We start from the raw sequence: 16,020 nt of genomic DNA on the forward strand, positions 1-16,020 counted from the left end.
ATGTATAGTTGATACGAATTTGTCTAGTAGATGACATAAGAGGAAACTTATCAAGTATTATGAAGGATAACAGTATTGGGAAATACCATTTAAGTTTAACCAAATAAAAAATTAGACTTAATTGAGCTAGGTTATTGTTGACCAGCTATGTGAGGTAAATATCTAATTATAAAGTCAGAGACTATGTATATTAATGACGTAAAATTATCTCCTTTATTGGTAGCCCAAGCTAGTGAATCATACCAGTCAGGTACAACTGTTAATAGGTGGGTTGAAGTACTGGTAGACTGTCCAGGAAGTACAGGACTATTTACTTATCGATTGCCAGCCCAGTTAGAAATAAAACCAGGAGATATTTTGAGCGTGCCATTTGGGGCACAACAATTAGGAGCGATCGCAATTCGGTTACTGGCACAACCAAATGTCGATTTACCACCAGAAAAAATCCGGGAAGTAGAAGATATAGTCAGCGTTGGATTTTTCCCAAGTGCTTATTGGGAATTACTTAATAGAGTTGCTGCATATTACTATACGCCACTAATTCAAGTAATCCGGGTTGCTCTGCCACCAGGGTTGCTGGGGCGATCGCAGCGTCGCATTCGCCTTGTTGGAGGCAGAGAGGCAGGGGGCAGGGAGCAGGGAGCAGGGAGCAGGAGGACTCGGGGCCCCCACGGAGTGGGGATTGGGGGAGAGGGGGCAGGGGGAGGTAGTTATTTACTGGCATCTCCTGATCCTTTAGCTTTTTTGACTCCAACTGCGCGGCAAGTTTGGGAACTTTTGCAAGCGCAACCGGCTGGGGACTACAGTTTTGTCTACATCCAACAAAAAGTCAAATCTGCCTATAGGGGAATTCGGGAGTTGCTGCGATTCGGTTTAGTAGAAAGCTATTTAGAACCGCCGCGACTAACTCGACCAAAGCTGCAAAAAGCAGTCACGCTCACAGGTACAATTGACCACGACTTAACTACTCGCCAACGAGAGATTTTGGAAGTGCTGCGGCGGCATGGTGGGGAGTTGTGGCAAAATGAATTACTACAAATTTGCAATGCTAGTTCTTCTATCCTCAAAACGTTGGCACAAAAAAGCTACATTGTCATCGAAGAACGGGAAGTATTGCGAACCGAACAGGGGCCAGCATTAGCAGGCGATGTGGCTAAATCTTTAACTGTTGCTCAAGCTAGCGCCTTAGAAACAATCCAGACACTAGATGGATTTGCTGAAGTTTTATTGCATGGGGTAACAGGTTCAGGAAAAACAGAAGTATATTTGCAAGCGATCGCACCTCTCCTCAACCAAGGCAAATCCGCCCTTGTTTTAGTCCCAGAAATTGGACTTACACCCCAGCTAACCGATCGTTTTCGCGCCCGTTTTGGTAATAAAGTCAGCGTCTATCACAGCGCCCTCTCCGATGGTGAACGTTACGATAGTTGGCGACAAATGCTCACAGGAGAACCTCAAGTTGTCATTGGTACTCGTAGCGCCGTTTTCGCTCCTTTGCCCAACCTGAGTTTAATTATTTTAGATGAAGAACACGACAGCAGCTTTAAGCAAGACTCCCCCATACCCACCTACCACGCCCGTACCGTCGCCCACTGGCGAGCAGAATTAGAAAATTGCCCCTTGGTATTGGGTTCCGCTACCCCTTCGTTGGAAACTTGGGTAAGCGTGAGGAGGCAGGGGGCAGGGGGACTCGGGGCCCCCACGGAGTGGGGATTGGGGGAGAGGGGGCTCTTAGCTGGGGGAGCAGGGGAAGAATTCTTAGCTTTTAACTCCTCAGCTAGCACTCTTTACCTCTCACTCCCCGAACGCATCAACTTTCGCCCTCTACCGCCGGTGGAAATAGTGGATATGCGGCAAGAGTTGCAGCAGGGAAATCGTTCTATATTTAGTAGATCGCTGCAAGAAGCTTTACAACAGTTACAAGAGAGAAAACAACAGGGAATTTTATTTATCCATCGGCGGGGACACAGTACTTTTGTATCTTGCCGTAGTTGTGGATATGTGTTGGAATGTCCCTACTGTGACGTGTCGTTAGCGTATCACCACACCGAAGAAAAAGCGCCGGAATTATTGCGCTGCCATTATTGTAATTATGCGCGATCGCATCCCAAATTCTGCCCTGATTGTAGTTCTCCTTACCTGAAATTTTTCGGTAGCGGTACTCAGCGAGTAACACAGGAACTAGCGCGACAGTTCCCAGAGTTACGCTTGATTCGTTTTGATAGCGATACCACCCGCAACAAAGGTTCACACCGTACCCTACTCACTCAATTTGCTAATGGCGAAGCAGATTTATTAGTAGGTACGCAAATGCTCACCAAAGGATTGGATTTACCACAGGTAACACTTGTGGGCGTTGTCGCCGCCGATGGATTGCTGAATTTATCAGATTATCGCGCCAGTGAACGGGCATTTCAAACCTTGACTCAAGTCGCTGGACGTGCTGGTAGAGGCAATGATCCGGGGAGGGTGATTGTACAAACTTATACTACAGAACATCAGGTAATTGCAGCAGTGCGATCGCACGATTATCACTCTTTTTCCCAAGCAGAATTACAACAACGCCAAGCCCTCAATTATCCTCCTTATGGGCGGTTAATTTTATTGCGCTTAAGTAGTCTCGATCCCATTCAAGTGCAAAATACTGCCCAAATAATTGCCACAACCTTGAATACAGAGGAAGAAATCGAGATATTAGGCCCAGCACCAGCAAGTATTTTGCGGGTAGCTAATCGTTATCGCTGGCAGATATTGATTAAATTTGCTCCCGATGCATTACCACAATTGCCAGATTGGGAAGAAGTGCGATCGCTCTGTCCCCAATCTGTTAGTTTGACAATAGATGTAGACCCCATCAATATTATGTAATTTACTTGGGGTAATACCAATTCTGTATTAACATGCGCCAAACAATTATATGAGGAACGTAGACGCCCCATCGGTGAAGCAGCGCGGTCTTCTCCCAAGGGGAGACGCCAAGGACGATGGGGTTTCCCCCATGAGCGACTGCACCAAGCCGAAGGGCTTGCCGCAGGCTACCGCAAAGGACGCATAGACACGAAGTGGCTTCCCGCAGGGTAGGACACGAAGAAAAAAAATATTATTAAAGTGAAATGGTAAAAATAATGAAATAGTCCTGGTTCAAAGTTGATGCATGAATTACAGTTAAAAGAGCAAGACTTTGCTTAACTGCTGAATAGTTAGATTCGCCATCTCATCAGCTTTACAAAGTCAGACGAAACAAGTTTAATTTTTTTAAATTGAATTTTATAGTTTGAATTTTAATCTAATTAATTAACAATTCTGGTGCTATCAATCCTTTTTGGATAGCTAAAACTGCGGCTTGAGTGCGATCGCGTACTTCTAGTTTCTGCAAAATAGTATGGACATGAACCCGCACTGTACCAGGGGCAATGTAGAGAATCTCAGCAATTTCTTGATTGCTTTTGCCAGTTGCTACGAGTGCCAAAATTTCTTGCTCCCGCTTGGTTAAGGGATTTTCTAAAGATTCCTCAGTTTTTGCAGGCAGTACCACAGTAGAATTGCCCTCAAAAGCTGCTCTAATTTCTGTTGTTGCCGTTTGATCCCACCAAGAAGCCCCTGCTGCAACCGATCGCACTGCTAATATCAGAGACTCAGCCGGAATCCCTTTAAGGCAGTAACCTTGTGCCCCGGCGGCAATTAACCGCGAAATCAGGGGTTTTTCAGAACGAGAGGTTAAAACAAGAATTGGTAAATTTGGGTGCTTCTGCTTGATTTGGCGACAAGCCTCAATCCCGCCAATCCCCGGTAAACCTATATCCAGCAACACCAAATCCAGGGGATAGTGATTTGCTAATTCTACAGCTTGTTCCCCATCTTCTGCCTCTGCGACAATCTCCAAACTGGTTTCTTGTTGCAACCGCATCCGCAGACCAAGCCGAAACAATTCATCATCTTCAACAAGTAAGATTTTCGTCATTAGTCATTAATCATTGGGCATTGGGCATTGGGCATTGGGAAGAGACAAGGAGAATTAGGGACAAGGGGAAGGGAAAGACGGCGTTGCAAGTTCTACCTTACCTCCCCTGCTTCCCCTGCTTCCCCTGCTTCCCCTGCCTCCCCTGCTCCCCTTGCTCCCACTCCTCATCTCCCCGGTGGTGGACAAGCAGGGAGTCGGAAACCAAACAGTGCGCCTCGTGGTGAGTAATTCTCTGCCCAAATTGTACCCCCATGAGCGGTAATAATTTGCCTAGTCAAATAAAGCCCTAGTCCAGATCCTGAGACGTGGCGATCGCTATGTCCTTGATAAAACCTTTCAAACAAGTGGGGTAACTCTTCTTCGGTAAAGCCGGAACCAGTATCAAGTATTTTTACTACTTGATCGCTAGAATAACTTTCAAGTACTACTTCCACTTTACCGCCACGGGGGGTATGGTTTATGCCATTACTTAGGAGATTGGTAAAGACTCGCCCCAGTTGCAAAGGATCGCCGTTTACCCAAAGAAAGCTGCGAAAATCTGATTCGCCATAGTGGAGAGAAATATAAACCTGACGTGTTTTCGCTAGTTCAGCCAGGGTAGCAATTACCTCTTCCGCTACAGTTACCAAATTAACAGGTGATAACTGTAGTTTCAGCCCTTCGGCATCATTGCGGTATACATCTAAAAGCGTTTGGACTAATTGCAGTGTACTCCGATGACTACGAGCCATTGTTTGTAAAACTTTTGCTTGCATTGGCGTGATTTCACCAAATTGCTCATTTTGAAAATATTTCAGCGTTTCAATTGCTCCTAATAGGGGTGTTTTCAAATCATGCGTCAGGGTAGAAACAAAATCTTCACGCATGGTAGCTAGTTGTTCCTGGGAGCGTAATTGTGCTTGCGTATAAGCGATCGCTTCTTCATTGCGGTGGTTGCGGTCACTTAACCAACCCGTTACCATCAACGCCAATACTGCAATCAACCTATTTGCCAACGTTGGGGGATGAATTATTTCTCCTCCAGGAACAAACAAATTCAATAATGTTAATCCTGTAGCTGCAAGAGTGATCCCCAATACAGCACCCCGATTCAATCGTGAATCTGCTAACAAAATCGTCCCTGTGTAAAGGTAGCCAAATACGTACTCAGGTGGTGTTAAATATTCCAAGACTATCACGATCGCAAAGGCGATCGCTATTAGCCCATAAGTTTCCCCACGCTCGTTTATAGCTTCTTTCATAGCTACTAATCGATTTAATCTTTTCATTTTTCATTTACTAAAAAATCGTTATTCTACAATCTTTACAATTATTTAATTTAGTGATTATGATTTATCTGCAATTTATATAGGAATCGTATTTGATTTTTGAAATTATCTACGTGGTGCGCGTTCGCAAAGCGTGTCGCAGACAAGCCTTTCTGCAAAGAGAAGCGTCTCGCACCAGAAGCGTAGCGTAACCGTGATAGGCGAGGAGTAAGGAGTAGGGAATAAGAATTAGGCTTTTCAAGTTGTACCGAGCTTTTTCATAAATCAAATATTAGTCCTATATCTGCAAATGTTAACTTGACCATTAACCTGAAAATTCTGATTGTCCAGATGCAAAAACGGCGACTGGCTGCTTTTAACTTTCGTTCTGCGGTACTAAGTAGTTACCCGAAGGGGTGGAGTATTTACCACAACCATCCCAACCCATAATCCCTTTAAGAAAATTCTCTCGAATGTTTATGTTCTTTGAAAGTAGCAAACTTCGATAATCTATTGTATAAACAAATAATCCTCACTATTAGGGTGTATAGCTGCGAGAGGACGACACCATTCTTAAAGGTTTGGTGCGTTTCGCGTAACGCACCCTACAAATACCTAACTTTGTTCAAAAATAAAATCGGATAATTATAGATGAATTAAGAATAAAAAAGTAAATATTATTAACAATAACTTTAATAAGTATCTGGATAATAACTGAAAATACTAAATCCAGATTTAAAAATGGCGGTGATATGAGATATCACCAAATTCATCGAAATCAAATACTCCAACAGTTAATCTGCTATTTCTAAGAATTGGCTTGCTAGCACTTAAATTTAATTGAGCGCGAAATATATGGGACAAGGTTTTTTACAAATTGGCTTAACGCTGTGTATTGTCATAGCAATCACTCCGTTACTAGGTAAATACATAGCGCGTGTCTTCTTAGGAGAAAGAACACAGCTTGATTTTTTAATGAACGCGATAGAGCGAAGTATGTTCGTACTAGCGGGTGTCCGCAGGAAAGATGATATGACGGGTTTGCAGTATATCCGGGCTGTAATTTGCAGCAACCTGATTATGGGTGTTTCAGTTTATTTACTGATATATTTTCAGAGACTCTTGCCCTGGAATCCTAACAGCTTCGGTGCGCCCAAATGGGATGTATTACTGCACACAACCATTTCATTTGTGACAAATACTGACCAACAACATTATGCTGGTGAGACAACTTTAAGCTATTTTAGCCAAGTAGCGGCTTTAGGCTTTTTGATGTTCACCTCCGCAGCCACAGGGTTAGCCGTAGGAATTGCCTTTATTCGCGGGTTAACAGGGAGAAAATTAGGAAACTTTTACGTCGATATTGTCCGTGGAATTACGCGAATCTTGCTGCCGATTTCGATTATTGGAGCGATCGCCTTGCTTGTAGCAGGTGTACCACAAACATTAAAAGAGACTCTGGTTCTGAAAACCTTAGAAGGTGGAACGCAATATATTGCCAGAGGCCCGATGGCATCTTTTGAAATGATCAAACTTTTAGGCGAGAATGGCGGAGGCTTTTTTGGCGTAAACTCAGCCCATCCTTTTGAAAATCCCAATGGTGCTTCTAACTTAATAGAAATGCTCGCCATGATTTCTATACCAGCAGCCTTGATTTACACTTACGGTATATTTGCCAACAACATCAAGCAAGCTTGGCTACTTTTCTGGATGGTGTTTGTGATTTTTGTAGTTCTGGTGGGAGTGACAGCTTTGGGAGAACTACAAGGTAATCCCCTTGTTAATAACGCCTTTGGATTAGAACAACCTAATTTAGAGGGGAAAGAAGTTCGATTTGGCTGGGCACAAACGGCATTTTGGGCAGTGATGACTACCGCTACTATGTCTGGTGCTGTGAATGGGATGCACGATTCTTTAATGCCGCAAGGAATATTTTCGACTCTCTTCAACTTGTTTATTCAGGTTATCTGGGGTGGCCAGGGAACTGGAACAGCTTACCTATTTATTTACTTAATTCTCACAGTGTTCCTAACCGGACTCATGGTAGGGCGCACCCCAGAGTTTTTAGGACGCAAAATTGAAAAGCGAGAAATCGTCCTCGTCGGTGTGGTGCTGGTGATTCACCCAATTCTAGTTTTGATTCCCAGTGCGATCGCCTTGGCTTATCCCATCTCCCTATCAGGAATTAGCAACACTGGCTATCACGGTATTTCTCAAGTAGTTTATGAATACGCCTCAGCAGCAGCAAATAATGGCTCTGGCTTAGAAGGGTTGAAAGATAATACCTTGTGGTGGAACTTGAGTACAATAGTGAGCCTCATCGGAGGACGCTACATTCCGATAATTGCCATCCTCCTATTAGCTGACGGCATGTCTCGCAAACAACCAGTTCCTGAAACCCCTGGTACTCTAAGAACGGATTCTTTAGTATTTACTGGTATCACTGCTGGAGTGACATTAATATTGGGAGTGTTGACTTTCTTTCCTGTTCTGGCTTTAGGCCCCATAGCTGAGGGTATGAAACTAGCATCTGGCAGTTAGAAAATTTATGAGTTATGAGTTATAAGTTGGGGATATTAAGAGAATAGTCAAAAATAAATTATCCGGTTTCATAGGGTGTGTTAGCGAGCGCGTAACGCACCTTCATCAGATGGTGTGTTAGTAACGCACTCTACAGATTGGATCTGTTTTTTATTAGAAGTTTCTAATAATTCCTAACTTTAGCCGATCAGCCCCTTTGGAAAGTCAAAAGTCAAAATTAACAACCCTATACTTCGGCTACGCAGTTCGACTGCGCTCACCATAAACTCAGTAACTATAAATAAATTTAGGCATTGTCAAGGTGATATGTAGCTTAAATTTCATATTCGTTCAAACAAAATCTTCATTTGTTCTTTTAGAATTTTGAACTTGGAAGTTCAAAGGCTCAACTTCCGAGTTCAGAGGTTCAACTTCCGAGTTCAAAGGCTCAACTTCCGAGTTCAGAGGCTCAACTTCCAAGTTCAAAGGCTAGTAATGAATACAAGATTCACCTTGACAGCGCTATTCCTACTCCTAACTTAATAGGCTTGGGTTAAGTCTAAAACTTTTTGTCAAAGTCAATTTTTTTTAACGAACCGCCAAGGACGCCAAGGACGCAAAGAGAAAAAAGAAATGCTTAACTGAACTGTATTTACTCCTAACTCCTAACTTTATTCATGAATCAAGTGGCAACTAACTTCAAAGCTAGACGGTCAAATCCTCGTTCTGGCGATCGCCGCCAAGCACGTAAAAAGGCCAAAACAATTAATAAGTGGCTGTACTTAAGGGCAATGAAAGATGCTTTTATCAAGCTCAACCCTAAGTATGCAATCAAAAATCCAGTGATGTTTGTGGTTTGGGTGGGGACAATCATCATCCTATTGCTAACAATTGATCCCAACCTATTTGGCCCAGCCCTCCAAAAGAACCCGCAACAGTTTAACGGCTTGTTATCGGGGATTTTATTCTTTACAGTTTGGTTTGCCAATTTTGCCGAAGCAATTGCAGAAGGGCGAGGTAAAACCCAAGCCGATGCTTTGCGATCAACAAAATCAGAAACAATCGCGAAAAAACTTGCTACCGACGGCACAATTAGTGAAGTTTCATCTACCAGCCTTAAACAGGGCGATAACATCTACGTTATTGCTGGCGATATCATTCCCGCTGATGGCGAGGTAATCATGGGTGTCGCTTCAGTGGATGAATCGGCAATTACTGGAGAATCCGCACCAGTATTAAAAGAATCAGGCTCCGACGTTGCTAGTTCCGTCACTGGTGGGACGCGGATTATCTCAGATGAATTAATTATCTGCATCACATCTGATCCAGGCAAAGGCTTTATTGACCGGATGATTGCCTTGGTAGAAGGGGGAGAACGCAGCAAAACACCCAATGAAATTGCCCTGACAGTATTGCTGGCAGTTCTTAGCTTAGTCTTTTTGTTAGTCGTGGTAACTCTGCCCGCACTTGCTTACTATGTCAACAGTCCAGTTAGCGTGCCAATTTTGATTGCCCTATTAGTAGCATTAATTCCTACAACTATTGGCGGCTTACTCAATACCATCGGCATTGCCGGTATGGATCGAGTCGCTCAATTTAACGTCATTGCCACTTCAGCACGAGCAGTCGAAGCTTGTGGTGATGTCAACACTTTAGTTCTCGATAAGACAGGTACAATTACCCTTGGGAACCGTTTGGCGGAAGAGTTTATCCCCATCAACGGTCATTCAATGTCAGAAATTGCTAACGTTGCTTGGGCAGCTAGTGTCTTTGACAATACACCAGAAGGTAAATCCATTGCCCGACTGGCAGAAAAGTTAGTAACACGGTTTGATTTCGACTTCAACCAGGCAGAAGCAGTTGATTTTTCTGCCAAAACACGCATAAGTGGTACAAACTTGCCTGGTGGGTATGAGGCCAGGAAGGGAGCAGTAGAAGTCATCAAAGAATTTGTCCGTTCCCGCCACGGACGCGAGACACCAGAATTGGATGCTACCTACGAACGAGTTTCTCGCCTGGGAGGTACACCCCTAGCAGTCAGCTTAGATAACGAAATCTATGGGGTTATTTATCTTAAAGATATAGTTAAACCTGGTATCCGCGATCGCTTTCTCGCACTGCGACGGATGGGAGTGCATACCATCATGCTAACTGGAGACAACCAGATTACAACTTCTGTCATTGCCAAAGAAGCTGGAGTTGATGACTTCATCGCCGAAGCCACACCAGAAGACAAAATCAGCGTCATTAAGAAGGAACAAGCAACAGGTAAACTAGTTGCCATGACAGGAGATGGGACTAACGATGCTCCCGCATTAGCCCAAGCTAACGTCGGCGTTGCCATGAATACAGGCACACAAGCTGCAAAAGAAGCCGCCAACATGGTAGATTTGGACTCCGATCCCACAAAACTGATCGATATAATTAGCATTGGCAAACAATTACTGATTACTCGCGGAGCATTAACCACATTTTCCATCGCTAATGATATTGCTAAATACTTTGCAATTATCCCAGTGATATTTGTCGCTGCTAATTTGCAAAGCTTGAATATTATGAATTTGACTAGCCCTAATTCTGCTGTTCTATCAGCACTGATTTATAATGCTTTGATTATTCCCGCTTTGATTCCCTTGGCATTGAAGGGTGTGCGGTTCAGGCCGCTGACAGCTAATCAGCTACTGCAACGCAATATCTTAATTTATGGCTTAGGTGGGGTGATTGCGCCGTTTATCGCTATTAAATTGATAGATTTACTGATTACAATTGTGGGCTTGGCTTAAAGACAGTAAAAAATAAAATATTAGCAGCAATTGGAAAAATTTTATGGCTATTATTCGAGAAACTATCAGAGCAATTTTTATAACCCTAATGCTTTGGTTGTTGACTGCAATCATCTATCCTCTAATAATCCTTGTAATGGGTCAAGTTTTTTTGCCCTATCAAGCTAATGGCAGCATCATGCAGAATCTAAAAGGTGAAGCAATTGGTTCTGCTTTGATTAGTCAAGTGTTCACATCTGAGCGATATTTCCATTCTCGTCCCAGTACTATTAGATATAGCCAAGGCAAAAAAGCCAAGCCAACTGGCATATCTGGAGCTAGCAATCTTGCTGCTAGCAATCCAGAACTACTCAACCGGATTCTAGAACAGGCAAATCAGTTACGAGACGACAATCTTCAACCGATCGCTGATATGATTTATACCTCTGGCTCTGGTTTAGACCCGCACATTTCATTGAGAGCAGCAGTGCAACAAGTGACGCGGGTTGCTAGTGCGCGGGGAGTAAAAGAAGATGAAATCCGACGTTTAATTAATAAGTTTACTGAGGGCAGATTTTTATGGATTTTTGGTGAGCCAGGAGTCAATGTTCTTCGATTAAATTATGCTCTTGACGTGCAAGATTTTTATCGTCAGCCAAATCAGTAAGTAAGGAGTAGAGACATGATTAATCGCCTCTGTACAATAGTTAGAAATAAATAGATAACTTTTTCATTACTCTCTACGTGAGCCGATTCTTGTTTTAAAATATCCATCCAAGAGGTCTAATGTCAGATAAAAGTAATACTGGTTCGGCTGGCACTCTTTTAAATTCTGAAAGTTACTCGCTTTATCCGGCACGACGGCGGGGTAAGCATAAAATATTTATTGGCATGGCTCCTGGAGTAGGCAAAACCTACCGGATGCTGGAAGAGGGACACGCGCTTAAACACGAAGGGCTTGATGTCGTTGTTGGGCTTTTGGAAACCCACGGACGCAAGGAGACAGTGCAAAAGGCAGAGGGACTGGAGATTGTACCCCGTATGGAATATCCTCGCGGTGAGTTGACGCTAACGGATATGGATACAGATGCCATTTTAAAGCGATCGCCTCAATTAGTCTTAATCGATGAACTTGCCCATACCAATGTCCCTGGTTCCCCACGCGAAAAACGCTACGAAGATGTAGAAGTAGTTTTGGCAGCTGGGATTGATGTCTACTCCACAATGAATGTGCAACATTTGGAAAGTCTCAATGACTTAGTAGCCAGAATTACTGGGGTGGTAGTCCGTGAGCGGGTTCCTGACAGGATTATGGATGAAGCTGATGAAATAGTGGTAGTAGATGTCACACCGGAAACCCTGCAAGAACGGTTATTAGAGGGCAAGATTTACGCACCGCAAAAAATCCAACAATCCCTCGATAATTTTTTCCAACGTCGTAACCTGATTGCTTTGCGGGAATTGGCTTTGCGCGAAGTAGCAGACAACGTAGAAGAAAATGCGATCGATACTACCCCCAATGGGCAATTTTGTAATATTCACGAACGGGTTTTGGTGTGTGTATCCACTTATCCCAACTCAGTACAGTTGTTACGCCGGGGTGCGAGGCTAGCTAACTATATGAACGCGCCGCTTTATACTTTGTTTGTTGCCGATCCTGAACGTTTCCTCAGTAAGGAGGAAAGCTTACACATCCACACTTGTGAGAAACTCTGTAAGGAATTTGAAGGTACTTTTATTCGTGTTACCAACAGTAACGTAGCGAATGCGATCGCCCAAGTCGCCGAGAAATATCGGATTACCCAAATTGTAATTGGAGAGAGTCAGCAAACCTCCTTCAGAGGCGCTTTGCTAGCGCGCTGGCAAATGCTCTTCAAAGGATCTTTGACGCAAAAATTAGTACGCTTGCTCAAAAACATCGATTTGCATATCATTGCCAGCGAAAAAGTGATTTCACCCAAATAGGGGATTAAATTTCCATAAAAACCTCAGAAGTAAAGTTTCCATGCAAACCATAAGGGATATGATGCTTAAGATGTAGGCGAGCGATCGCTCCTTTAGAGAAATCACTAGCATCCAAAATTACCAAATCTGATCGGTGATGGGCAGCATCATAAACCAAAGCTAATATCCAACCATCATCTTCCTTTTTGGAATCTGGGCGCGGAACAAAAATCGGTTCACCGACAAAACCACGGGGTGCAGCACTCCAAAGTTGTCTTTCAAGAGACTCTAAATCAATTTTCAGCAATGCTTGTAAGGGAGCATTACCAGTGTTTGCATGAGCCGCACCTATATATAGATATCGATAAGAGTGTCCCACATTCGCCGGATGTATGCTGGGAAATTCACAACAACGCCCATCAATCAATTCTTGCCGTACCGTCCCATTCTTTAGATTCAGACAAAATCGCCAGAGTTTCCCAGGTGAAAGTGCCTCAAAATCAACTTGTCGAAAATCGCTTTCGGGTTCCACTTCTGGTAAATGTTGATAGCAAATGGAGTCAATCAAAACTTCTTCTCCTACCTCAAAAGCATTGACGTGATGGAAGACGAAACCAGACTGAGTTTCCAGAATTTTTATCTTTTCTTGCCCTTCTTTGGGGAAGCGGGGAATAATTATAATTTGAGTTGGCTGATTTGGCTGAAATTTGATACATTCTCCCGCCGCACGTATTCCCAAGACGAAAGGTATGGGATTAAATGTGACAGGATTTTGAAAGAAGATGCAGTAATTGCGAGTAATGACAAAATCGTGGATGAAACAAAAACCTGGCACACTATGAGCGTGCTGTCTGACAATTTTACCTGCTGAGTTTAGCTCGAAAATAGTAATTGTGGTAGATAATCCCGGCTTAATCGAGAAGTTTACCAGGCAAGGTGCGCCCCCATCTTGGTCACAATTCTTTTCCACGCGGGGATGTGCAGCGAAAGCTTCACCTGCTGACAAAACACCGTTAAAATATTCATTTCCCAATGTTTCAAGAGTATAAGGATCGAGGCGATGTGCTTCACCTCCTTCCCACAGTGCTAGCAGTTTACCACCCCAATAGATAACATTTGTATTGGCGATATTTTTGAGTTTGAAGTCGAAGATATTAGCTAGCCAACCGCCGACTTTTTGAGTACCAAAAGTACCGCGATAGAGAATTTTTCCTGCCTTTTGTTCTGCCAAATAGCCAGTTGTGTGAATAAAGCGATTGCGAAAATGGGCACGACCATTCCTAAAGGTAATTTTGCTAATCATTCCATCCCCATCAAATGGGTGATGAAGAAGTTGCCCATTCACATCCAGCAAACCAGGGCCATTTCTAAACAGCGTACCTTGCAATTCTCTGGGAATTTGTCCTTCTATATCATCAATCCAATAATCAAACTCTTGGGTAAGAGATTGATATCCTCCTTGCCAGTCTGCACGGGTGTAGGATTTTTCTGTAACTGGGCTTTGTTGACTTTTAAAATGCATATACTTTGTTTTTTATTGTTACCTTGCAGGAAAATATGTAACCGCTCCAAAAATTTATTTGCAGCTTTACTGGAACGATAAAGCAGCGAACTCACTCATCTAATATGATATTTATTACACTACTCCACTATTTCCGACTCTGGTTCTCTCAGTACTAACTCAGACATCAAATCTGGCAAAAACCCTTGTTCGTTATCTTTAGGTGTCTCGGTTTGTTCTTCAGCAGCAGGTAGCCAGTTGATAAATGGTAGGGGTAACAGCGTACTGAGGTTAGTAATTACCACCAATAGCCAAAGTGATTCAAAGTTCGTTGCAGTGATCCCCAGCCAATATGTGATTAATGCCCCAAATGCATGAGAAACCGTTCCTGCTGAATTAAACACTGACATTAACAAGGCAAATAATGTTGCTTCCACGCCAGAGGGACAAAGCCTTGCTGCTAGCACCATCACTTGCATAAAGACAATTTTCCCCATCACAGTGAGAATCAGGCTATCACCTAAACTAAACCAGTGGTCATCTATACCTAACAGCCTGTTTGTGTGAGTCACTAATAACAGCGTCGTCATCCCTAAAATTGAGGAAAGGACAGTACTCCAAGCAAAAATCACGCGAAAAGGGATGCTTTTGAGGAAACGTTGAAAAATCCAAACACCTGCTAAAGAAGCGAAACTTGTTACCAAATGCACCCGCCCCAAAAATTCTGGTTCAAAGTGGAGTTCGTTGGTAGTGAAGTAGAAAAAGGCTGAGTCAGCATTTGGGGTAGCTTGCCAGATAAAGATAAACGCCGTTGGTAGCCAAATTGTTTTTTGGCTAATGGCTTGGCGTAGCTGCCCCAGTTGATGTTTGATTGGTAAAGAATTGGTTTGATCACTATCTTGAGCATTTTTGCTAACAGGGGACTCAGCAATTAACCAAGCTACCCCTGAGACAATGAGAGGAAATAAAGCGGTAATTCCAAAGACAGTCCGGGTACTAAAGTATTGCAGCAGCAGACCACTAAAGTATGCTGTTATCAAACCTCCGATCGCAGAAGCACCCCAGCACAGAGATTGTAATGAACCAGCTTTTCCTTGCGATTCGCCTCTAGCCCTTTCCACAACCAGCGAGTCAACTATCACATCACTCATGGCGACGGAGAGAGAACCAAGAGCGATCGCTAATGTAGCTGCCCAGCTAGTATGAACTATTGTGGCCAGACTCGCCCAAGAAGCAGTTCCCAGTATCCCAGATAAAATTAAATAAGGACGCCGACGATAGCCAAATATAGGCAAGCCATCAGAAATGAAACCAAACACCGGCTTAATCATCCAAGGTAGGAAGACAATTCCCAACAGCGCCGACACCTGAACAGGACTCAGCAGCAGTTCATCTTTGAGGAAGAAGCTAACGGCTAGACGCGATAATCCTAAAATTCCTTGGACAAAATAAACAGTCAGAATTGCAATTAACTCCGCATTAGGTTCATTATCCAAAAAGATTTTTTGTGTTAATGAGTCTTTGACCTTGGACAAGCCAGATGATTGAAGCACCATTTGATAAATATTTTTTAAGTTTTATCTACTTTTCTATCATATCGATTCTTAAGAAGTAGGCTTTGTTTGTGTGCCGGTAAACTTTGCAAATTTCATTCGTCATAGCTCAAGTTGATATTGATAAGCATTGCTCTACCCTTATCAACGTATTTGTATAACAATCCTAAATCAAAGGATTAGGGCGAACCTACCGTAAGTAAGCTCGCCCTAACTTGTATTTAATATTGAATTGTTATCGGAAGTTATGAAATCCTGGCTACAGCACGTTACGCGAACCTGGAGTCTGGTTTTATAGCCGAGTCAGAAAGGAGACTTCCTGGCTTAGGTATCTACTTCTGACATAGGACTTACGCAGTAGACTTATTCGTTGAGTCAGGTATAACGCATAGGGAATCGGGCATCGGTGAATTTTCCATGGCCAATACTTCTCTACGAGAGGCTGCGCCCTAAGCGTAGCTATGCCGCAGGCTTTACGACTACGCCCAACTCTTGAAGAGGCTGCGCCCTAAGCGTAGCTATGCCGCAGGCT

10 protein-coding genes are annotated in these 16,020 nt (G+C 43.3%); 6 read left to right on the plus strand and 4 right to left on the minus strand.

The window, feature by feature from the left end; genetic code table 11:
- Positions 1-183: 183 nt before the first annotated feature.
- Positions 184-2,868: a primosomal protein N' gene (priA, locus tag V7L20_RS20230; RefSeq protein WP_334745804.1), complete on the plus strand. Its 2,685-nt coding sequence runs from the start codon at positions 184-186 to the stop codon at positions 2,866-2,868.
- Between the two features lie 418 nt (positions 2,869-3,286).
- Here priA and V7L20_RS20235 read toward each other — a convergent pair whose 3' ends face one another.
- Together V7L20_RS20235 and V7L20_RS20240 are read right to left on the minus strand one after the other, a co-directional pair.
- Entirely contained in the window at positions 3,287-3,961 is a 675-nt protein-coding gene (locus V7L20_RS20235; protein ID WP_334745805.1) for a response regulator transcription factor, read from the minus strand.
- A gap of 164 nt (positions 3,962-4,125) precedes the next feature.
- Complete coding sequence (locus V7L20_RS20240) at positions 4,126-5,229, minus strand: sensor histidine kinase (protein ID WP_334745806.1); 1,104 nt, start codon at positions 5,227-5,229, stop codon at positions 4,126-4,128.
- A 297-nt stretch (positions 5,230-5,526) separates the two neighbouring features.
- On the opposite strand from V7L20_RS20240, the gene V7L20_RS20245 reads away from it, so the two are divergent.
- From V7L20_RS20245 to V7L20_RS20265, 5 genes are all read left to right on the plus strand, one after another.
- A complete protein-coding gene (locus V7L20_RS20245; RefSeq protein ID WP_334745807.1) occupies positions 5,527-5,658 on the plus strand; it encodes a hypothetical protein in 132 nt (43 codons plus the stop codon).
- Positions 5,659-6,063: 405 nt separating this feature from the next.
- On the plus strand, positions 6,064-7,749 hold the full coding sequence (gene kdpA, locus V7L20_RS20250; RefSeq protein WP_334745808.1) for a potassium-transporting ATPase subunit KdpA: 1,686 nt from the start codon (positions 6,064-6,066) through the stop codon (positions 7,747-7,749).
- A 656-nt stretch (positions 7,750-8,405) separates the two neighbouring features.
- Positions 8,406-10,511: a potassium-transporting ATPase subunit KdpB gene (kdpB, locus tag V7L20_RS20255; RefSeq protein ID WP_334745809.1), complete on the plus strand. Its 2,106-nt coding sequence runs from the start codon at positions 8,406-8,408 to the stop codon at positions 10,509-10,511.
- A 43-nt stretch (positions 10,512-10,554) separates the two neighbouring features.
- A complete protein-coding gene (gene kdpC / locus V7L20_RS20260; RefSeq protein WP_334745810.1) occupies positions 10,555-11,157 on the plus strand; it encodes a K(+)-transporting ATPase subunit C in 603 nt (200 codons plus the stop codon).
- Positions 11,158-11,276: 119 nt separating this feature from the next.
- On the plus strand, positions 11,277-12,455 hold the full coding sequence (locus tag V7L20_RS20265) for a universal stress protein (protein WP_334745811.1): 1,179 nt from the start codon (positions 11,277-11,279) through the stop codon (positions 12,453-12,455).
- A 4-nt stretch (positions 12,456-12,459) separates the two neighbouring features.
- Here the strand turns inward: V7L20_RS20265 and V7L20_RS20270 are convergent, their stop codons facing one another.
- A complete protein-coding gene (locus tag V7L20_RS20270; RefSeq protein WP_334745812.1) occupies positions 12,460-13,956 on the minus strand; it encodes a carotenoid oxygenase family protein in 1,497 nt (498 codons plus the stop codon).
- 119 nt (positions 13,957-14,075) lie between these two features.
- Positions 14,076-15,491, minus strand: a complete 1,416-nt coding sequence (locus V7L20_RS20275; protein WP_334745813.1) for a folate/biopterin family MFS transporter — start codon at positions 15,489-15,491, stop codon at positions 14,076-14,078.
- Between the last annotated feature and the right edge of the window lie 529 nt (positions 15,492-16,020).

It is taken from the genome of Nostoc sp. (genome assembly GCF_036916735.1).
In the GTDB taxonomy this organism is placed as follows: Bacteria; Cyanobacteriota; Cyanobacteriia; order Cyanobacteriales; family Nostocaceae; genus Nostoc.